Origin of the sequence: Acinetobacter sp. YH01006, assembly GCF_013420445.1 — a bacterium.
Classification (GTDB): domain Bacteria; phylum Pseudomonadota; class Gammaproteobacteria; order Pseudomonadales; family Moraxellaceae; genus Acinetobacter; species Acinetobacter pseudolwoffii.
In genome coordinates this window covers 17,639-37,498 of the sequence record NZ_VOYB01000019.1, presented here as the reverse complement: position 1 = coordinate 37,498, position 19,860 = coordinate 17,639, and the positions used below count along the sequence as shown (strand labels likewise).

General features: G+C 44.6%; 18 protein-coding genes. 10 read left to right on the top strand and 8 right to left on the bottom strand.

Annotated features, from left to right (window positions below):
• Positions 1 to 101: 101 nt before the first annotated feature.
• Both FTT73_RS13295 and FTT73_RS13290 read right to left on the bottom strand, forming a co-directional pair.
• Positions 102 to 392, bottom strand: a complete 291-nt coding sequence (locus FTT73_RS13295; RefSeq protein ID WP_100329856.1) for a GNAT family N-acetyltransferase — start codon at positions 390 to 392, stop codon at positions 102 to 104.
• 24 nt (positions 393 to 416) lie between these two features.
• Positions 417 to 701, bottom strand: coding sequence for a GNAT family N-acetyltransferase (locus FTT73_RS13290; protein WP_005173474.1), 285 nt, complete (start codon positions 699 to 701; stop codon positions 417 to 419).
• A 153-nt stretch (positions 702 to 854) separates the two neighbouring features.
• On the opposite strand from FTT73_RS13290, the gene FTT73_RS13285 reads away from it, so the two are divergent.
• The 5 genes from FTT73_RS13285 (at position 855) to FTT73_RS13265 (ending at position 6,046) form a co-directional block, all read left to right on the top strand.
• Positions 855 to 2,048, top strand: coding sequence for a sugar transporter (locus FTT73_RS13285; RefSeq protein ID WP_100329857.1), 1,194 nt, complete (start codon positions 855 to 857; stop codon positions 2,046 to 2,048).
• Positions 2,049 to 2,379: 331 nt separating this feature from the next.
• Positions 2,380 to 3,345, top strand: a complete 966-nt coding sequence (locus FTT73_RS13280) for a TerC family protein (protein WP_005173479.1) — start codon at positions 2,380 to 2,382, stop codon at positions 3,343 to 3,345.
• 187 nt (positions 3,346 to 3,532) lie between these two features.
• On the top strand, positions 3,533 to 4,870 hold the full coding sequence (guaD, locus tag FTT73_RS13275) for a guanine deaminase (RefSeq protein WP_100355775.1): 1,338 nt from the start codon (positions 3,533 to 3,535) through the stop codon (positions 4,868 to 4,870).
• A 218-nt stretch (positions 4,871 to 5,088) separates the two neighbouring features.
• Entirely contained in the window at positions 5,089 to 5,616 is a 528-nt protein-coding gene (hpt, locus tag FTT73_RS13270) for a hypoxanthine phosphoribosyltransferase (RefSeq protein ID WP_159516724.1), read from the top strand.
• Positions 5,617 to 5,788: 172 nt separating this feature from the next.
• On the top strand, positions 5,789 to 6,046 hold the full coding sequence (locus tag FTT73_RS13265; protein ID WP_005173486.1) for a GlsB/YeaQ/YmgE family stress response membrane protein: 258 nt from the start codon (positions 5,789 to 5,791) through the stop codon (positions 6,044 to 6,046).
• Between the two features lie 77 nt (positions 6,047 to 6,123).
• Here FTT73_RS13265 and FTT73_RS13260 read toward each other — a convergent pair whose 3' ends face one another.
• A complete protein-coding gene (locus FTT73_RS13260) occupies positions 6,124 to 6,825 on the bottom strand; it encodes a DsbC family protein (RefSeq protein WP_005173487.1) in 702 nt (233 codons plus the stop codon).
• A gap of 416 nt (positions 6,826 to 7,241) precedes the next feature.
• Between FTT73_RS13260 and FTT73_RS13255 the strand changes: the two genes are divergently transcribed.
• A complete protein-coding gene (locus FTT73_RS13255) occupies positions 7,242 to 8,387 on the top strand; it encodes an MFS transporter (protein WP_074383794.1) in 1,146 nt (381 codons plus the stop codon).
• A gap of 388 nt (positions 8,388 to 8,775) precedes the next feature.
• Here FTT73_RS13255 and mnmE read toward each other — a convergent pair whose 3' ends face one another.
• The 5 genes from mnmE to rpmH all read right to left on the bottom strand — a co-directional run bounded on the left by mnmE (position 8,776) and on the right by rpmH (position 12,881).
• The gene (gene mnmE, locus FTT73_RS13250) at positions 8,776 to 10,134 is read right to left on the bottom strand and encodes a tRNA uridine-5-carboxymethylaminomethyl(34) synthesis GTPase MnmE (protein WP_005173492.1); all 1,359 of its coding nucleotides are present in this window, start codon (positions 10,132 to 10,134) and stop codon (positions 8,776 to 8,778) included.
• 91 nt (positions 10,135 to 10,225) lie between these two features.
• Complete coding sequence (yidC, locus tag FTT73_RS13245) at positions 10,226 to 11,989, bottom strand: membrane protein insertase YidC (RefSeq protein ID WP_180191549.1); 1,764 nt, start codon at positions 11,987 to 11,989, stop codon at positions 10,226 to 10,228.
• Between the two features lie 5 nt (positions 11,990 to 11,994).
• Positions 11,995 to 12,315 (bottom strand): membrane protein insertion efficiency factor YidD, encoded by a 321-nt coding sequence (yidD, locus tag FTT73_RS13240; protein WP_005173498.1) that lies wholly within the window; start codon positions 12,313 to 12,315, stop codon positions 11,995 to 11,997.
• Positions 12,316 to 12,324: 9 nt separating this feature from the next.
• Entirely contained in the window at positions 12,325 to 12,717 is a 393-nt protein-coding gene (gene rnpA, locus FTT73_RS13235) for a ribonuclease P protein component (RefSeq protein WP_100355778.1), read from the bottom strand.
• A gap of 29 nt (positions 12,718 to 12,746) precedes the next feature.
• The gene (rpmH, locus tag FTT73_RS13230) at positions 12,747 to 12,881 is read right to left on the bottom strand and encodes a 50S ribosomal protein L34 (RefSeq protein WP_000831329.1); all 135 of its coding nucleotides are present in this window, start codon (positions 12,879 to 12,881) and stop codon (positions 12,747 to 12,749) included.
• Positions 12,882 to 13,542: 661 nt separating this feature from the next.
• Here rpmH and dnaA point away from each other — a divergent pair.
• The 4 genes from dnaA (at position 13,543) to gyrB (ending at position 19,815) form a co-directional block, all read left to right on the top strand.
• A complete protein-coding gene (dnaA, locus tag FTT73_RS13225) occupies positions 13,543 to 14,919 on the top strand; it encodes a chromosomal replication initiator protein DnaA (protein ID WP_180191548.1) in 1,377 nt (458 codons plus the stop codon).
• Between the two features lie 108 nt (positions 14,920 to 15,027).
• Entirely contained in the window at positions 15,028 to 16,176 is a 1,149-nt protein-coding gene (gene dnaN, locus FTT73_RS13220; protein WP_005173508.1) for a DNA polymerase III subunit beta, read from the top strand.
• 28 nt (positions 16,177 to 16,204) lie between these two features.
• A complete protein-coding gene (recF, locus tag FTT73_RS13215) occupies positions 16,205 to 17,287 on the top strand; it encodes a DNA replication/repair protein RecF (RefSeq protein WP_005173511.1) in 1,083 nt (360 codons plus the stop codon).
• Positions 17,288 to 17,343: 56 nt separating this feature from the next.
• On the top strand, positions 17,344 to 19,815 hold the full coding sequence (gyrB, locus tag FTT73_RS13210) for a DNA topoisomerase (ATP-hydrolyzing) subunit B (protein ID WP_180001638.1): 2,472 nt from the start codon (positions 17,344 to 17,346) through the stop codon (positions 19,813 to 19,815).
• The last annotated feature ends 45 nt before the right edge of the window (positions 19,816 to 19,860 follow it).

The window sequence follows — 19,860 nt, the reverse complement described above, 5'->3', positions numbered from 1 at the left end:
TTGTAGCTGGAGTGAAAAATAGGGCATATCACCGCACTACTTATCAGCTTGTATTGAAAGCTCATTAGGCCGTTTTGCTCTTGGCAAATCGATCTAAATGATTAAGTAGAAGAGGCCGCGACATCAGATAAACTTTGGTCACGCTTAAACATCACATCCACATAGGAACATTGCGGAATGATGGTTAAACTTTTTTCACGGGCAAAATCGACCAGCACATCCAGCATTTTTCGGGCAACGCCCTGACCACGCAAGGAATGATCGACCCAGGTATGATCTGCAATAATCACCGAGGCTTCCCGCCATTGATAGGTAATCTCGGCCAGACGTCGACCTTGATCTTCCATAAAAAATACACCACCGCGTTTTGAATCTTGATATTGAATCTGCATAGATCTCCACCTTTATTTTCATTTTTAACTGCTTAACACATCGCTGAAATTAGGATCACGCTCAAATACCGATTGAGCAAAAGGGCATTCCGGAATAATCTTGACCCCTTGCTCACGGGCAAACTTCACAGCGGCCTCGACCAGATAATGTCCGACATGTTGTCCACGCAAACTGTCATCGACCCAGGTATGTTCAATCACCAGTCGATCCTCATCTTTCCAGAAATAACTCATTTCGGCCAGACGCTTTTCATTTGGCTCGACAAACCATTGACCTTGACTGCCTTGTTGCTGATGCTCAATCAACATCCTCTAAACTCCGTATTTTTAATCCAGACTGACATATTTTTCAGTCGCATATTGTTCGATTTCTTTAAACGATTGTGAATCTGTGCTCTTTCCTGATATCACCGTGCAATGAACAGGTTTAAACTGCCTGTCTGTTGTTTAAGCCAGATATTTATGTCCAGCCCTTCTTTTAGCTCCTCGGTAAGACGTCAATGGATCTGCGTAATTGCGTTAGCCAGTGCCGCCTTTATTTTCAACACCACCGAATTTATTCCCGTGGCCTTACTCAGTGATATTGGCGCAAGTTTTGACATGTCGGCGACTCAGGTCGGGTTGATGCTGACCATTTATGCCTGGGTCGTGGCTTTATTGTCTTTACCGATGATGCTACTGACCAAAAACATTGAACGACGTTTCTTGTTGATGGTTTTATTTGCGGTCTTCATTTCCAGTCATGTGCTGTCTTATTTTGCCTGGAGTTTCAGTGTTCTGGTATTTAGCCGGATCGGGATTGCAGTAGCGCACGCGCTGTTTTGGTCAATTACCGCTTCGCTTGCAGTACGTGTCGCACCAGCAGGCAAAGAATTTCAAGCCTTGGGTTTATTGGCCACAGGTACTGCCATGGCCATGGTTCTGGGAATTCCCTTTGGTCGCATGATCGGGGAGGCCTATGGCTGGCGCAATAGTTTTGCCTTGATTGCCATCGTCGCCAGCGTGGTCTGCCTGCTACTGGCCAAAACCTTGCCCTTATTACCGAGTGTCAATTCAGGTTCACTCAGCAGCTTGAAAACCTTGTTAAAACGTCCAAGCCTGATGCTGGTGTTTGCCCTGACGGTCATTGTGATTAGTGCACAATTCACCGCCTATAGTTATATCGAGCCATTTTCACTAAATATTGCCCAGCTCAGTTCTGTACAGACCACGACTTTATTGCTGGTCTATGGTGGGGCAGGTTTAATCGGCTCTTATCTATTTGGCCGTTTTGCACCGCATTTTCCCAAACTTACCATTCCACTGTTCACACTTGGGCTGGCTATCTCGTTGCTATTATTGCTGCCGTTGTCCAGCAATGTCTTGCAGTTAAATACCCTGGCTTTACTCTGGGGCATCAGTATTATTGGTTTCAGTCTGGCCTTGCAAGCAAAGACCTTAAATCTGGCCTCCGATGCCACCGACGTGGCCATGGCGATTTATTCTGGCCTGTATAATATTGGAATTGGTGCTGGCGCTTTACTCGGTGGGATCGCAACGGCACAGATCGGCTTGCACAGTATTGGCTGGCTCGGGGCCATCTTGGCCAGTCTGGGTTTTCTCATCACGTTATATTTAATTCGCCGTCCGGATTTTATTGCCCAAAAAATCGCTTGAATCATGCATTTTTGTAAATGAAATTGTAGTCTTAATAAAAATCTGTCATGCTTCTACATATTGAGCATTTGCTCAAACAGAATTTCGTTTGAACAAGGGGAGTAGCCTCCTCCAAACGTTTAGCAATTGTGGTTCAGATTGTTCAACGTGTCAGAATATCGTCATTACACTTTGCAAAAAGTCGGTATCTGAGCATCTCACTGCGACACTTTTAATAAGAAGTGTAACAGTGAGATGTAGGCAAGACCTTGATCATGTTGGTATAGATGTTTTTCATCTGACAACAGGTCAAGGTTTTTTTATGGCCGATTGTCAGATGTGGAGAATTCACATGGAAACAATTGGTACGCTGTGGCTGTATCTTGTCTTTTTCGCGATTGTCGCAGTCATGCTGATCATCGATTTCGTCGGCTTTAAACATCAGCATGGCCAGGAGGTCAAAGTCCGGACTGCGGCCTACTGGAGTATTGCCTGGGTCAGTATCGCGACTTTATTTGGTGGCGGTTTATGGCTCTATCTGGAGCAGACCGCAGGTACTGCAATTGCCAATGCCAAGGTCATGGAATACTTCGCCGGTTATCTGCTGGAAAAATCCCTGGCAATTGATAACGTCTTTGTCTGGCTGATGATCTTCGCTGCTTTCGCCATTCCACCCGTGCTACAACGTAAATTGCTGCTCTACGGTGTACTCGGTGCGATTGTCCTCAGAACCATCTTTATTTTTATTGGCGCCTGGTTCGTTCAGGAATTCTCATGGATTTTATATATCTTCGGTGCCTTCTTGGTGTATACCGGCTTTAAATTCCTGCGTGGTCAGGATGAAGAAGAAAGCAATATTGAAGATATGGCGATTCTGAAATGGCTGCGTAAACGTATGCGGATTACACCGCAACTTGAAGGTGACAAATTCTTTATCCGTAAAGATGGTTTACTGTGGGCAACGCCGTTATTCCTGGTTTTGATTCTGGTCGAAGCCTCGGATGTGATCTTTGCGGTCGATTCTATTCCGGCAATTTTCGCTGTGACCACCGATCCCTTCATTGTACTGACTGCTAACCTGATGGCGATTTTGGGTCTGCGCGCGATGTTCTTCCTGTTATCGGGTGCCGCATCAAAAATGCATTATCTGCCTTATGGTCTCGGGATTATTCTGGTCTTTATCGGCTTTAAAATGCTGATGCTGGATGTATTCCATATGCCAATCTGGATTTCACTGAGCTTTATTGTGATTGTCTTGACGATCACGGCGATCCTGTCGATTCGCCACAGTAAAAAACATAATCAAACCACGCTCTAATAACTGTATAGACAATCATCTTTAGCGTCAAAAAAGTCCGTTCAATCATGAGCGGACTTTTTTTATTGCTCGACTGCCTTACCACAGCTTCGACTTAATTCAGGCAAATGAAGTCAGCATGATCACGTTATAAATCCACTGAAGTGGGTTACAATCTATTGAAAAAATTAAAAGCACAGGTTTTAACATGTCTTCTCAGATTGCAACAACGGCAGTCCGCGGTCGTTTCCTTGATATCCAGCATACAGTTGCCCAGGCACATGAGATTGATGACCAGGTGCGCTATGTAGAAGATGGTCTGATCATCATGCAAGATGGCAAGATTCAATGGTTTGGCAGCTGGGATGAAGGGCAGAAACATCTAGCTGAAAATATCCAGGTCGCCCATTATCCTGAACAGCTGATTGTGCCGGGATTGATCGATACCCATATTCATTTCCCGCAAACCGAGATGGTCGGGGCCTATGGCGAACAACTGCTGGAATGGTTAAATACCTATACTTTTCCAACAGAAATCCAGTTTGCAGATACAGCCTATAGCGAAAAAATCGCCGAATTTTTTGTGCAGGAATTGCTTAAAAATGGCACCACCACGGCACTGGTCTTCTGTACCGTACATCCTGAATCAGTAGATGCTTTGTTTACAGCGGCGAGCCGCAGAAATATGCGTCTGATCGCCGGTAAAGTCTTGATGGACCGACATGCACCGGAAGCGCTGACGGATACGGCAGAAAGTGCTTATACCGATTCTAAAGCGCTGATTGAGAAATGGCATGGGCAAGGCCGTAACCTGTATGCCATTACCCCTCGCTTTGCCCCGACGTCCACCAATGAACAACTTGAAAAAGCAGGTCAGCTCAAAGCCGAATATCCAGATGTCTATGTACATACCCATTTAAGTGAAAATAAAAATGAAATTGCCTGGGTCAAAGAGTTATTTCCGGAACGTAAAGGCTACCTGGATGTCTATCATCACTATGGTTTAACCGGTGCAAAATCAGTATTTGCACATTGTGTACACCTGGAAGAGCAGGAGTGGGATTGCATGCAGCAGACCAATTCAGCGATTGCCTTTTGTCCGACCTCAAACCTGTTTCTGGGCAGTGGTTTATTCCCATTAAAGAAAGCGTGGGACAAGCAGGTGAAAGTTGGTCTGGGTACCGACATCGGGGCAGGCACCTCGTTTAACCAGCTACAGACCTTAAATGAAGCCTACAAAGTGCAGCAATTGCAGGGAGAAAAACTCTCTGCTTTTGAAGCCTTGTATCATGCCACCTTAGGCGGTGCTAAAGCCTTAAGTCTGGACGATCGTTTGGGGAACTTTAATATCGGCAAGGAGGCGGACTTTGTGGTGCTGGATCTAAATGCCACTGCTTTACAGCAGTTACGCCAAAGCAGAGCCAAAAATATTGAAGATGCATTTTTTGCACTGACCATGCTCGGCGATGACCGTAATATTGCAGTGACCTATGTCTACGGAGAAGCTGTCTATGTCAAAGCCCGATGTACCCGCTCAGACGACTAAAACCCAGCACCGCCATTGCTAGCTGATCGTCTCTGCCATGTTGCTGACCTGTACTTTCATCCTGCGCAGGGATTCGCAGGCAGCAAAGAAATGATTACATTTACAGCATGCAAAACAGGTGCATCTGCAGTAGGGATGTATTAAAATTACAGTGTATTCAGGTGTTGCAGGTCAACACCTTTTTTATTTTGCTATTTTTACTTTTTAGGTATCTACCCATGACCGTTCAAATGAGCGTAATGATTTCCGCTGAAGAAATTCAAGCTAAAGTCAAAGAGCTTGGTGCTCAAATCGATGCACACTATGCCCATAGTGACAAAGACCTTGTGCTCATCGGTTTATTACGTGGTTCAGTGATTTTTATGGCCGATTTGTGTCGGGTGATTTCCAAACCCCATGAACTGGATTTCATGACGGTATCCAGTTATGGCGGTGGCACCTTATCTTCGCGTGATGTAAAAATTCTGAAAGATTTAGACGGCGAAATCCGTGGCAAAGACGTGTTGGTGGTTGAGGATATTATTGACTCGGGAAATACCTTGAGCAAGGTGCTGGAAATCCTGCAAACCCGCCAACCAAACTCGATTCAACTGTGTACTTTGGTAAGTAAACCATCACGTCGTGAAATCGATTTAAAGGTCGAATTTTTGGGCTTTGAAGTTGAAGATAAATTTATCGTAGGTTATGGTCTGGACTATGACCAGAAGTATCGTCATCTGCCATTTATTGGTGAAATCGGTCTTTAAAGTTTATTTAAAAAAGTGGCTTAGGCCACTTTTTTTATGTCTCAAATAGACAGAAAAATAGGAACAAAAAATAACATCTCGTTTCAGGATTCAACTTTTTTTGCTTTCTATTCTGTTTCAAGATAATTAAACATGATGTAAAAACAAAGACATGATAATAAGGAGCATACCTATGTGGACAATTATTGTTGCGATTGTCATTGGTTTTATCGCGGGTCTGATTGCACGTGCAATTCATCCGGGTAATGACAAGGCAGGCTTTATCATGACGACCCTGTTAGGTATTGCCGGTTCCTTATTGGCTACATTTGCTGGTCGTATGCTCGGTCTTTATTCGGCAGATTCTGCGGCAGGTCTGATTGCTTCCGTGATCGGTGCGGTGATTATTCTGTTTATTTATAACATGCTGACCAAACGCCGTACGGTCTAAGCGGTTCTGGCTCAATCTGAGCAGTTCCAGTAAAAGCACCCAGTCGGGTGCTTTTTGCTCTTGTATATCTCTCAACTTTATAGTGAAAATTCCTTAAAAATCTGTTCGATCTGTTCTGCCGGATAGGCCCCCATGACTTTAAAACCATTCGAGAAAATAATTGCTGGTGTCCCATTCACACCCAAAGACTGGGCCAGTTTTTTATTGCGCTCAATCGGATTGGCACAACTTTTTTTCGATTTTGGCAGGCTACCTTGAGTGATAAGATCTTCCCAAGCCTGAGCAGGATTAGACGCGCAATACACCTGTTTTGAAGGCGCAACCGATTGTGGCTTTAAAGGCAGAATAAAAGTATAAATCGTCACATCCTTGAGTTTTTTCAACTCTACTTCAAGCTGTTTACAATACGGGCAATTTGGGTCAGAAAAGATCGCAATCTGACGTTTCCCCGTACCTCTTACACTTTTCACAGCATCTTGAAGCGGCAATTTTTTCCAGTCAACACTGTTCTGTTTTAGTATCAAATCACGGGTCAGATTATGCTGATCCTGAATCCGCAACATCGACCCGGCAATCAGATGCTGGGCATCTTCATTCAGATAAACCACTTGACCCTGCATAAAACCACTGTAGATGCCCTTCATTTCCGTGGTCTGGATATTTTCGATTTTTAAATTGGGGCTATTCTTTGCCAGATTGGCTTTTACCATATCAATATTAGCGAATGCGAAGCTTGAAACAAATGTACTTAAAGCAATAATCAGTGTTTTTTTTAACATGAATGTTCTACATGAATCAGATAAAAATATGCTTCGATTCTAATGGGTCTGCTTTTAAATTACCCACGGATTTATGTTACTGTTTATTCCAAGTTTAATCACTGCATTATGTTTCACGTGGAACAGAAGCGATAAAAGAAGCTTAAATGACGGACAAAAATAAATTCTTGCATGAGATTACATTGTGGTTAAGATTTCATATCTTATAAAACAATATATTATTTTATTGAAATCCATATAAACATATCTATTTGATTTAAAATATTTTACTGATTCGCCCTTGACCATGTTTCTTGGCCCGCTCTACACTGCATATACTTTTCTTTTTCTTCGCTATGCCCTGACATGGATTGGCCAAGGATCAACACTATAACGGCATGTTCATGACAACAATAACCACTTGGCGACCCTTCTGGATGGTCAGCCTGGCTTTAATCATGGGAACGATTGGTACTGCTTTGGCGAGTCCACTCTATCCGATTTATCAACAACTCTGGAATTTATCCCCAAGCCAGATTACCTATATTTTTGTCGCCTATATGTTTGGCTGTCTGGGCACCTTATTGTTTCTGGGGCGCACCAGCAATAGCATTGGCTTTTTAAAAACTCTACAAATTGGCCTCGTGTTTATTAGTCTGGGTTTGATTATTTCGGTCTTTGCCAATAATGCCCTGATTTTATCTTTGGGCCGTTTCATTATCGGGATTGCCTCTGGTTTGATGACGACTTCTGCCATGCTTGGCATGATGCAGACCATTCCGGAGAGTCATAAGCAGCTTGCGCCGCAATGGGTCTCTATTTTGACTGCGATTGGCTTTGGTCTGGGTCCGTTTATCGGGGGAGTCATTGCGCAGTTTTCTCAAGCCCCGCTGGTGACTCCCTATATTCCGATTATTGTTGGAGCAGTGCTTTGTTTTATCGGCTTATTCTGGTTAAAAGTGCCTGCTTTTGAGCGTCAGCCCTTTAGTATCGCCCCCAAATTACAGCGTCCTGAGGCTCAATATCATGCTGTATTTATGATCATTGGGTTCACTGCATTTAGTGCCTTTGCTGCCTTTAGTTTATTTGCCTCACTTTCGCCTTCTTTTGTGCAAGATATTTTACCGTGGCATGGTCCTTTAGTAAGTGGTACCGCCATTACCTGTATTCTGCTGGTATCTGCAGTGGTGCAATACCTGGCCAAAGCGGTCGCTGCAAAAAAATGTCTGAATATCGGCTTGGTCATGATGCTGATTAGCCTGCTCAGCCTTGCATTGTGTATATTGCTTAAGGCAAGTTTCTTATTCTTCGTGAGCGATCTCTTATTTGGTATTGGGCATGGTTTTGCCCTGATGGGGGCTTTTGGCATAATTCATGCTATAACCACTTTGCAAAACCGGGCCGCGGTGATGTCGACCTACTTGTTTATTGGCTATTTGGGCACCATTGTGCCGATTCTTGCGGTGGGTTACTTGGCCGACCATTTTGGATTAAATTTCGCTGTGATCAGCTTCTGTGTGGCGATGAGTGCTTTATGTGTCGTGCTCTGGTTATGCCACCAGAAGCTCAGTGTAAAAGCTTAAAATAGCCCTCTGATGAGGTAATGCTGATCAGTTAAGGAGTTTAGAAATAGACTCTTTAACTTTTTAGTCGTTCATGACGGAGTCTTCACCTTATAAATCAAATACTTGAAAATAATTTGTTACTTTGGTTTCGCCCAAATGAGAAGCAAGGCTTCGCAAGGAAGGCATCTTGCGGAGCAACACTCCTCACCGCAAAACTCGTCAGCCACCATCGACTAGTAAATTTGTCGCAGAAACAATCATTTTTAAATCTAGTCCTGCCTCAAACAGTTGCGGATGACTTTTCTACTTGTCAAATATGATCATGAATTTAAAAAAGAAAATACTAGTCAATTTTTTAACTGACTGGCATTCCTCTGATGAGGGCTATTTATGCATAATTTTTTGCTTACTTTCCAATACAAAACGAACCGAAAATTTTTCCAAGCAGATCATCGGCACTAAAGTCACCGGTAATTTCCCCCAGTGCATTCTGGGCTAGGCGTAAGGACTCCGCCACCAGTTCACCGGCGTTGTACACCACCAATTGTTCACGTGCTTCAGCCAAATACAGTTGAGTGCGTTTCATTGCGTCTAAATGACGGGTACGCGCAATAAAGGTATCTTCTTCAGGCTGGAAGCCTGCATGCGCTGTAATCGCCTCTATGAGCGCTTGCACACCAGTTTCCTGCTTGGCAGAGACTGCGATATGCCGAAAACCATTCAAATCAGCAATTGCAGCTTCAGCACCAGTCAGATCACACTTATTCCCAATCAGCATCAAGCGTTTTGCTTCAATATGTTCAGCAAAATATTCTTGGGCCAGTTGCAGCGGATCTTCACCTTGACTTAGGTCATAGACCAGCAGTAACAAATCGGCCTGTTCGATTTCCTTGATTGCGCGGCGAATCCCTTCTTTTTCGACAATATCCCCGGTCTCACGCAAGCCTGCGGTATCCGTCAGGGTAATTGGCAAGCCATTTAAGGTGATTTTTTCATGCAGCACATCACGCGTAGTACCCGCAATATCCGTCACAATCGCACGTTCAATCCCGGCCAGCGCATTCAGTAATGAAGATTTACCGGCATTCGGTTTACCGGCAATCACCACTTGCAAACCTTCACGCAATAACTGACCTTGACGTGCTGATTGCTGAACTTGCGTGACCGCAGTCGCCACACCATCGAGCAGATTCAGAATCTTGCCATCGGCCAGAAAGTCAATTTCCTCTTCAGGAAAATCAATTGCGGCTTCCACGTGCAAACGTAAATGCACCAGCTGCTCAAGCACCGTATTGACTTTGTTTGAAAATGCACCTTGCAGGGAACGAACCGCAGAACGCGCAGCTGCTTGTGAAGTGGCATCAATCAGGTCAGCAATGGCTTCAGCCTGTACCAAGTCCATCTTGCCATTTTCAAAAGCACGCATGGAAAACTCACCGGCTTTGGCAGCAATCGCACCCAGTTCCAGCAAACGTGCAAGCAAGGCATTTTGAATCACCGGACCGCCATGACCTTGTAACTCCACCACATCCTCGCCGGTAAAGGAATGCGGATTCGGGAAGCAAATGGCTAAGCCTTCATCCATAATTTCACCAGCAGTATCGTAAAACTTACGAAAGGCAGCATAGCGTGCACCGGCAAGGGGTTGTTTTGTGAGTGCTTCGGCAATTTCATAGGATTTTGGACCCGATAGGCGAATCACCCCAACGCCGCCACGTCCTGGTGGCGTTGCAATCGCAGCAATAGTCGTGGTTCGGTTGAGCATAAAATTCACCTAAAAAATCCAAAAGTTCAGCCAAAAAAAATCCGCCTAAGAGTATCATCTTAAGCGGATTTATTCAGCCCGTCATTACAACTTAGTTGACTGGCGTTGCTTCATCACGTTTGCCACGTTCTTTAGCAACAGACTTGTTGATCAAACCTTGTTGCAGGATGGTGATCAAGTTGTTCACAATCCAGTATAGAACCAAGCCCGCAGGGAAGAACAGTAAGAATACGGTAAAAATCACCGGCATAATCTTGAAGACTTTGGCTTGCATTGGATCAGTGGGTTGAGGATTTAAGGACTGTTGAATATACATCGTCAGACCCATTAACAATGGCAGGATAAACCATGGATCCATTGAGGATAAATCCTGAATCCAGAGCATCCATGGCGCATGACGCAGTTCAACCGATTCCATCAAGACCCAGTACAAAGCCAGGAAGATTGGCATTTGTAATAACAGCGGTAAACAGCCCGCAAGCGGATTGACCTGTTCACGTTTATACAGTGCCATCATTTCCTGAGAGAAGCGCATACGGTCTTCACCAAACTCTTCTTTCATACGCTGCATTTCTGGAGCAATCACACGCATTTTCGCCATCGAGCGGTAGCTCTTCGACGACAATGGCCACAGAATCAGTTTCACCAGAATGGTCAATAGAATAATTGCCCAGCCCCAGTTACCCACTAAACCATGGAAGAATTCCAGACCCACGAACAAGAGCTTCGCAATTGGCCATAACCAGCCATAATCGACTGTTTGGTTTAAACCTGTGGCCAAATCCTTCAATTCTGACTGGATTTTTGGACCTGAATAGAAGGTCGCATCAATCTCGGCCACAGTACCTGCAGGCACATTAAAGGTTGGAGAAGTAAAACCAATAATGTTCATGTTATCGGTTGATTTACGTGATTCAAGCTTGGCGCTATACGCTTCACCATTACCCTGAGTCAACTTCAGATTACCTGGTACCCAAGCACTGACAAAGTAGTGCTGTACCATGGCAACCCAGCCACCTGTCGCTTCAGTACTGACTTTTTCTTCAACAAAGTTGTCAAATTTAAGCTTGTTGTACTGCTCGTCTGGCGTACCCCAGGCACCGCCCAGGAAAGTCCCTAGCGTGAAAATACCCTGGTCTGATTTACCCGGATCTTCTGAATTATCACGTTTGATCTGGCCAAACATCTGACCTTGCCAGGTCTGAGCACTGCGGTTCACCACTTTGTGGTTCACAACAACCGGATATTCACCTTCAGTGAAATTGAAGGTTTTGATAATCTCGACACCATCCGCGGTTTTAAATACCAACGGTACAGACAAGACTTTAAGGTTTTCACCCTCTTTAGATTTGGTTGCTTTCGCGTCTGCCAAGGTATAAGCGGTTTTTTCCAGCTCATACGTCGGACGGCCGTTACGGCTGCTGTCCGGTCCATTCAGACCGATCAGACCAGACTGAGCGACATAAGTACGTTTCGCATCGCTTTCCAGCATCACGAACGGTTCATCGCTGTCCTTGTTTTTGTCATGATTGAGTAATTCAACACGAACAATATCACCACCTTTCGGATTGATCCAAAGATGATAAAGGTCAGTTTGTACTGAAATAAGCTGCTGACTTACAGGTGCTGTGGCATCCGTGGCTTGCTGCGCTGGCATATTCGCTTGTGGCAGATCAGAGGCAACTGTAGCCGTCTGAGCATTTGGCAAATCTGCAGATACGTCATGCGAAACAACAGCAGTTTCTGGCTGCGGTTTGGTTTCAGCATTTCCATAATCTTTTTGCCACGCCAAAATGAGCAAATATGCGACAACAAACATGGCTCCGAGAATTGCAATCCTGGCCCATTGTTGCATATGTATTACCCCAAGTGGTGAGAGTGATTTTGGTTCAATAAACGATCACGAAAGGGTACAGCAACGTGAAGCGTTTGAGAATCTATTTGCTGAAATGAAATAAAACGAATCGCTTTAGAGGGAACAGGATCATATCCCGAGCCCCCCCACGGATGACAACGGCAAATACGCTTAGTAGCCAGCCACACTCCACGTCCAGCCCCATGTATCTGGACTGCTTCCAAGGAATATTGAGAACAAGTTGGAATATAACGACAGCGCGGCCCCAATAAAGGACTGATCGCAATCTGATAGAAACGTATCAACCAATGTAGTAAACGTACCATTGGCCTACTCTACTTTTGTGGGGAGGGGGCTATTTTTGTATGCTTTTTGGCAAGACGGTTCAGTTTTTGCCAAGCAAATTGTAATTGCTGATGCAATTCTGCATTAGGCACTGCTTCCACACCAATTTTTGGCATGATTACAATGTCTAAGTCATCTAATTGCTGTTGATGCAGGCGAAAACTTTCGCGAGCAAGTCGTTTTACTCTATTTCGTTCGTGTGCTCGGCGCACTTTCTTCTTAGCAACAACTAAACCCAAACGGCTATTTGGCAGTTCGGAATGTTTTGCAAGAAATAAGAAATGGGGCTGATGCACTTTAAAAAGCGCACCATCAAACACACCTTTATAATCGGCGGCACAGCGTAATCGCAACTCTGTACCAAAACTATAAAGTTTTGTCATAACACCCAAAATCGTCTTAGCGTAACTGATTAAACAGTTAAGCTATGACGACCTTTTGCACGACGGCGAGCTAATACTTGACGACCAGCTTTAGTAGCCATACGAGCACGGAAACCATGAACACGCTTACGCTTTAATTCAGATGGTTGGAATGTACGTTTCATATTGAAACTCCAAAAAATGATCTTTCTATGAAGGTCCGCGATTTTAGTGCTCATTGCTTGAGCTGTCAATGCAAAAGCACTTTTCTTTTCAAATAAACTTAAAAAAGATTTTTATACGAGTTTTCAAAAAAACTGTTGCTAAAATGACTAAATTATACTTAACCACAGATTAAATTATTGTTATACATAGATATATAACTTATAAACAACTCTATCAACAAAGTTATCCACAATCCATCCAGGGTTTTAAAAGCAAGATTCTGTTTTTGAATTTAAATTCGTAGTCTCTCGATTTATCCACAGAAAACTCAAAGCTTATAAATAAATTCAAATTTATAAATTTAAGTTTATTATTATTAGGGAGCACTTTTTCTATGGATAAGCTACTTTTTATTTAACTAAACATACATTTATGTTGTGGATAAAACTGTTTCTAATAATTTTATACTTTGTGGATAACTTTGTGCTATATTTTATCCACAGCTTGCGGATAAACTTATCCACACCGGGTTTTAAATTTAAATTTATGCACGATGATGGCTTTTTGCACAGTTTCTGTGGAAATGATCATGACAGATGTGGATAACTTGGTTAGAATGGCGACCCGCTTTTGGTCGCGGTCATCTTTTTGAATGAACAATGGAATGAATAGGGGATTCACATGCTTTGGACGGACTGCTTAAATCGCCTGCGACAAGAGCTCTCTGGAAATGTCTTTACAATGTGGATTCGCCCATTGGTTGCAGAAGAGCTGGAAGATAGCTTGCGTTTGTATGCACCTAATCCTTACTGGACGCGTTACATTCAAGAGCATCATCTGGAACTGATTACGATTCTGGCCGAACAGCTGTCTGAAGGACGGGTACGCAAGGTCGAAATTTTGGTCGATTCACGTCCTGGTGCGATTTTATCGGCCAGTGAACAGCCAGCGACCACCACCGCGGCGTTGACTTCAACCCCAATGCCGGTACAAAAACCGAAAAAAGAAAAAGAAGATACGGTTAAAAATAGCCGTAGACGTCAGCTCAATCCGTTATTTACTTTCTCGCTGTTTGTCGAAGGCCGTTCTAACCAGATGGCAGCAGAAACCTGTCGCAAGGTACTGACCCAACTCGGTGCTTCACAGCATAATCCCTTATTTTTATATGGGCCGACCGGTCTGGGTAAAACTCACTTGATGCAGGCCGTGGGCAATGCACTGTTGCAGGCCAAGCCGAATGCACGGGTGATGTACATGACCGCGGAAAGCTTTGTACAAGATTTTGTTAGTTCTTTGCAGCAAGGCAAAGTGGAAGAATTTAAGAAAAACTGCCGTTCTCTGGATTTGTTACTGGTCGATGACATCCATTTACTGGCCGGTAAAGAAGCCAGCCTGGTAGAATTTTTCTACACCTTTAACGCACTTTTAGATGAATCTAAGCAGATTATTCTGACCTCGGACCGCTATCCAAAAGAACTGACTGAACTGGATCCACGTTTAGTTTCACGGTTTTCCTGGGGCTTGTCGGTCGGGGTTGAACCACCGGATATTGAAACCCGGATTGAAATTTTATTAAGAAAAGCCGAAAGCAATCAGGTGGATTTACCGCGTAACTGTGCCCTGTTTATTGCGCAGCAGGTGGTGGCCAACGTGCGTGAACTAGAAGGTGCGCTAAACAAAGTGGTGGCAATTTCACGTTTTAAAGGCACATCGATTGATCTGGATGTGGTGCGTGAATCCTTAAAAGATGTGCTGGCGATTCGTGCCCGCACCATCAGTACTGAAAATATTCAGCGTGTGGTCAGTGAATATTTCCGTATTCCCTTAAAAGAGATTGTCGGACCGAAACGCACCCGAATTTATGCCCGTCCACGTCAGCTGGCGATGGGTCTGGCACGTGAACTGACCGGCGACAGTTTTCCAGAAATTGGCATGGCTTTTGGTGGTCGTGATCACAGTACCGTGATGCATGCCTGCGAGAAAGTGCAGAGCCTGCGTGAGGAAGATCCAATCTTTAACGAAGACTATAAAAACCTGCAACGTCTGTTGCAAAGTTGACCTAAATCGCTCAAATTCTATTCTTGCTATGCGGCTGCTTTTGCCGCATAGTAAACCGTTAAAAATTCACTTTTTCTATATTAATCTTCAGCTTTAGAGGAATGCACCGTGCGTTTAAAAATCGCGAAAGAAAGCTTACTGAATGTTCTCTCACATGTCGTAGGAGCGGTTGAACGTCGCCATACCTTAAATATTTTATCTAACCTGAAAATTCAGGTGACTGCCCAGGCATTAACGGTGACCGGTTCCGACCTTGAGGTTGAACTGGTGGCCAGTACCGCACTGGCTGAAGGTGCATGTTTGCAGGCCGGGGAAACCACAGTTCCGGCGCGTAAGCTGATTGATATCTGTAAGTCACTTCCTTCAGCGGCATTGGTGGATTTGCATATTACTGAAGATCAGCGCTGCATTCTCAAATCAGGTAACAGCCGTTTTGTGCTGGGTACCTTGCCTGCTGATGATTATCCATTACTGAATACTGAAAACACCCAAGGTACGCAAGTAACTGTTACCCAGCGTGAGCTGAAGCGTTTATTCGAGAAAACTGCCTTTGCGATGGCGGTGCAGGATGTGCGTTTTTACCTGACCGGTACTTTGCTGGAAATTGATGCCAATCAGCTGCGTGCTGTGACCACCGATGGCCACCGTCTGGCGCTTTGTGAAACTGCGGCTCAATCTACTGCGACCCAGCCGATTCAAGCGATTGTGCCACGTAAAGCCGTGGCGGAATTACAGCGTCTGCTCAGTGTTGAAGATGAGCAGTTATCTTTGCTGATTGGTCGTGAACTGCTGAATGTGACCATCAATATGCCAAGCCGTGACAAGGAACAGGCCGATATTACCGTGCGTTTCACCACCAAACTGATTGATGGTAAATTCCCGGATTATCGTCGTGTGATTCCACGTGGCGGTGACAAAATCGTGATGATTGCGCATGATGTGTTCAAGCAGTCTTTGCAGCGTGTCGCGATTTTAAGTAATGAAAAACTCCGTGGCGTGTTCCTGAATTTTAATGCCGATTCCCTGCAACTTCGCGCCAATAACCCGGAACAGGATGAGGCGATTGAAGACTTAGCCATTCAATATGCCGACTCACCGCTGGAGATGTCGTTTAATGCGCAGTACTTGATTGAGGTGCTGGGTGTGCTGGATGGTGATGATGTCTCCATGACCATGACTGAAGCCAATCAGTCTGTGTTAGTACAAGACCCGGCACATACCGATCAAACTTATGTCGTCATGCCGATGCGTGTTTAAGTCGCGGCTATTGATACTCGTATAAGACATGCATATTACGCGTTTACATATTGAGCGTGTACGGAATTTAAAGACGGTTGCTCTCCACAGATTGCAGCCGTTTAATGTTTTTTATGGCCAAAATGGTTCAGGTAAAACCTCGATTTTAGAGGCGATTCATTTGCTAGCTGCCGGTCGTTCTTTCCGTACCCATATCCCGAAAAATTATATTCAGCATGGCGCACAAGACGCGATTGTGTTTGCACAGTCCGCGACCGAAAAAATCGGCATGCAAAAAATGGCCAGCGGGGAACAGCTGATTAAGGTCAATGGTGATCTGGTGGCAACGCAGGGCCAACTCGCCAAGCTATTGCCTTTGCAGCTGATTGACCCACAAAGTACCGATATTATTGATCATGGTGCCAAGCCACGACGTCAACTTTTAGACTGGTTAATGTTCCACGTGGAACCTGAGTTTTATCATGCCTGGCAATATTATTCGCGTGCTTTGAAGCAGCGCAATAGTTTGCTCAAAAGCAAACGTTTCTTGAGTCTGTCCGATCTGGAGCCTTGGAACCAGATGCTGAGTGAGTATGGTGAACTTCTGCATTCGCAACGTGCGGGTATCGTGGAACAGTGGAAGTCCTTTTTTGAAGATGATCTAAAGCAGCTATTGCCTGATCTGCAGATCAGTCTGGAATACAGTCCGGGGTTTCATAGTGAAACCGGCCTGCTGAATGATCTGACCAATCAGCATGCAAAAGATCTGGAAAGACGTTATACAGAATACGGTCCACATCGCGCAGATTTGCGTCTGAAAACCCCTCTGGGGGATGCTGATGTGATCCTGTCACGCGGGCAAAAAAAGCTGCTGATGATGGCGTTAAAACTGTCGCAAATCGCAATGCTGCATTCTTGTAATAAGGAAACTGTGGTATTATTAGATGATGTGACAGCAGAATTAGATTTAACCGCACAACAACGTTTAATTGAGCGATTGAGCCAACTTGGTAGTCAAGTTTTTATTACCACCTTAGACCATGAATCAGTACAAAAGCACTTACATGATTTGTCTATCTCATATCAGTTATTCAATGTTGAAAACGGTACAGTTCAGGTTGTTGTGCAATAGTATTTTTTTAGTTTTACCCATCTTGGGATAGACCTATTTTTCACTAGGGAGAAACCATGAGTTCAGAAGATCAAGCTGCTTCTCAAACAGAACAAACCATTGAAAAGGCTTATGATTCCTCTAGCATCAAGGTATTACGTGGTTTAGACGCAGTACGTAAGCGTCCGGGCATGTACATTGGTGACACAGACGATGGCACAGGCTTGCACCACATGGTGTTCGAAGTAGTCGATAACTCGATTGATGAAGCCTTGGCAGGCCACTGTGATGAAATTATAGTGACTATTCATGAAGATGAATCGGTTTCAGTTTCTGACAACGGTCGTGGTATTCCAACCGATATTCACCCTGAAGAAGGCGTGTCTGCGGCAGAGGTGATTTTGACCATTCTGCATGCCGGCGGTAAGTTTGATGACAACAGTTACAAGGTCTCAGGCGGTTTGCATGGCGTAGGTGTGTCTGTGGTCAACGCGCTCTCTGAAAAACTACTGTTGAACATCAGTCGTGCAGGTAAAACCTATGAACAGGAATACCGTCATGGTGATCCTGTTTATAAATTACGTGAAACAGGGACAACCGAAACGTCAGGTACCACTGTACGTTTTTACCCAAGTGCTGAAACTTTTAGCCAAACCATATTCAATGTCGATATTCTGGCGCGTCGTTTGCGTGAACTATCGTTTCTGAACGCAGGTGTACGCATTGTACTTCGTGATGAGCGCGTCAACCTTGAAAATATCTATGACTATGAAGGTGGTTTATCTGAGTTCGTTAAATACATTAACGAAGGCAAAACGCATCTGAACGATATTTTCCATTTCACTACTGCACAGCCCGATACCGGCATTACGGTAGAAGTGGCATTACAGTGGAATGATTCTTATCAGGAAAACGTACGCTGCTTTACCAATAACATCCCGCAAAAGGATGGTGGTACACATTTGGCCGGTTTCCGTGCTGCACTGACCCGTGGTTTAAATAACTACATGGACAGCGAAAATATCCTGAAAAAGGAAAAAGTTGCAGTCTCGGGGGATGATGCGCGTGAAGGTTTAACCGCGATCGTCTCGGTGAAAGTGCCTGATCCAAAATTCTCTTCGCAGACCAAAGAAAAACTGGTGTCGAGTGAAGTAAAAACTGCGGTTGAGCAGGCCATGAACAAGGCATTTTCTGAATATCTTTTAGAAAATCCACAAGCAGCGAAATCGATTGCCGGCAAAATTATTGATGCCGCACGTGCCCGTGATGCAGCGCGTAAAGCCCGTGAAATGACCCGTCGCAAGAGCGCACTGGATATTGCCGGTCTTCCAGGTAAATTGGCCGATTGTCAGGAAAAAGATCCAGCCTTGTCTGAACTGTATCTGGTCGAGGGTGACTCTGCGGGTGGATCTGCGAAGCAAGGCCGTAACCGTAAAATGCAGGCGATTTTGCCGCTGAAAGGTAAGATTCTGAACGTAGAGCGTGCGCGTTTCGACCGGATGATTTCCTCTGCGGAAGTCGGCACACTGATTACTGCACTTGGCTGTGGTATTGGTCGTGAAGAATATAACCCGGACAAATTGCGTTACCATAAAATCATTATCATGACCGATGCTGACGTCGATGGTTCGCACATTCGTACGCTGCTGTTGACCTTCTTCTTCCGTCAGATGCCGGAACTGGTCGAGCGTGGTCATATCTATATCGCCCAGCCACCACTCTACAAGCTGAAAAAAGGCAAGCAGGAACAGTACATCAAAGATAACGATGCACTGGAAACTTACCTGATTTCCAATGCCATTGACGAGCTAGAACTGCATATCAGTGCTGAAGCACCTGCGATTCGTGGTGAAGCACTGGCAAGGGTGATTGCCGATTATCAAACCTCACAGAAGAGCTTGGCCCGTTTAACCCAGCGTTATCCGGCGAGCTTGCTCGATGCTTTGCTGTCGCTGGACGCCTTTAAACTCGATCAGCTTGAAGATAAAAGTTATGTCGAAACTTGGGGTGAAAACCTGCGTGCAGCGATTGAAGCCATTCAGCCGACGCTACGTCCAGAATTAACGCTGGAATCTTTCGAGAAAGAACTGGCAGATGGCCAGAAAACTCAAAGCTGGTTACCAAGAATCACCATCTATGTGCATAACCTGCCACATAGTTATCTATTAGACTCTGTGCTTTTAGGTTCAAGTGAATATGCACGTTTATTAAAGAATTCGAAGAGCTGGTTCAGCCTGCTTGAAGAAGGTGCTTATTTACAAAAGGGTGATCGTAAGATTAACGTGAACAATTTTCATCAGGTTTGGCAGCATATTCTGTCTGACTCGCGTCGCGGTATGATGATCCAGCGTTATAAAGGTCTGGGTGAGATGAATGCGGAACAGTTGTGGGAAACCACCATGGATCCGGATAACCGTAACATGCTGCAAGTGACAGTCACCGATGCGATTGAAGCAGACCGCATGTTCTCTTGTCTGATGGGCGATGATGTGGAACCACGTCGTGCCTTCATTGAAGAAAATGCCTTGAATGCAGACATTGATACCTGATTAAGATGATTTTAAAAAGCGCCTTTCGAGGCGCTTTTTTGATGC

Coding starts and splice junctions, on each gene's coding strand:
- FTT73_RS13255 (WP_074383794.1), top strand. CDS start 7,242: ATGGTCAGCCTGGCTTTAATCATGGGAACGATTGGTACTGCTTTGGCG.
- yidD (WP_005173498.1), bottom strand. CDS start 12,315: ATGGTACGTTTACTACATTGGTTGATACGTTTCTATCAGATTGCGATC.
- dnaA (WP_180191548.1), top strand. CDS start 13,543: ATGCTTTGGACGGACTGCTTAAATCGCCTGCGACAAGAGCTCTCTGGA.
- recF (WP_005173511.1), top strand. CDS start 16,205: ATGCATATTACGCGTTTACATATTGAGCGTGTACGGAATTTAAAGACG.
- FTT73_RS13290 (WP_005173474.1), bottom strand. CDS start 701: ATGTTGATTGAGCATCAGCAACAAGGCAGTCAAGGTCAATGGTTTGTC.
- FTT73_RS13260 (WP_005173487.1), bottom strand. CDS start 6,825: ATGTTAAAAAAAACACTGATTATTGCTTTAAGTACATTTGTTTCAAGC.
- rnpA (WP_100355778.1), bottom strand. CDS start 12,717: ATGACAAAACTTTATAGTTTTGGTACAGAGTTGCGATTACGCTGTGCC.
- guaD (WP_100355775.1), top strand. CDS start 3,533: ATGTCTTCTCAGATTGCAACAACGGCAGTCCGCGGTCGTTTCCTTGAT.
- FTT73_RS13265 (WP_005173486.1), top strand. CDS start 5,789: ATGTGGACAATTATTGTTGCGATTGTCATTGGTTTTATCGCGGGTCTG.
- gyrB (WP_180001638.1), top strand. CDS start 17,344: ATGAGTTCAGAAGATCAAGCTGCTTCTCAAACAGAACAAACCATTGAA.
- mnmE (WP_005173492.1), bottom strand. CDS start 10,134: ATGCTCAACCGAACCACGACTATTGCTGCGATTGCAACGCCACCAGGA.
- FTT73_RS13285 (WP_100329857.1), top strand. CDS start 855: ATGTCCAGCCCTTCTTTTAGCTCCTCGGTAAGACGTCAATGGATCTGC.
- yidC (WP_180191549.1), bottom strand. CDS start 11,989: ATGCAACAATGGGCCAGGATTGCAATTCTCGGAGCCATGTTTGTTGTC.
- FTT73_RS13280 (WP_005173479.1), top strand. CDS start 2,380: ATGGAAACAATTGGTACGCTGTGGCTGTATCTTGTCTTTTTCGCGATT.
- rpmH (WP_000831329.1), bottom strand. CDS start 12,881: ATGAAACGTACATTCCAACCATCTGAATTAAAGCGTAAGCGTGTTCAT.
- FTT73_RS13295 (WP_100329856.1), bottom strand. CDS start 392: ATGCAGATTCAATATCAAGATTCAAAACGCGGTGGTGTATTTTTTATG.
- hpt (WP_159516724.1), top strand. CDS start 5,089: ATGACCGTTCAAATGAGCGTAATGATTTCCGCTGAAGAAATTCAAGCT.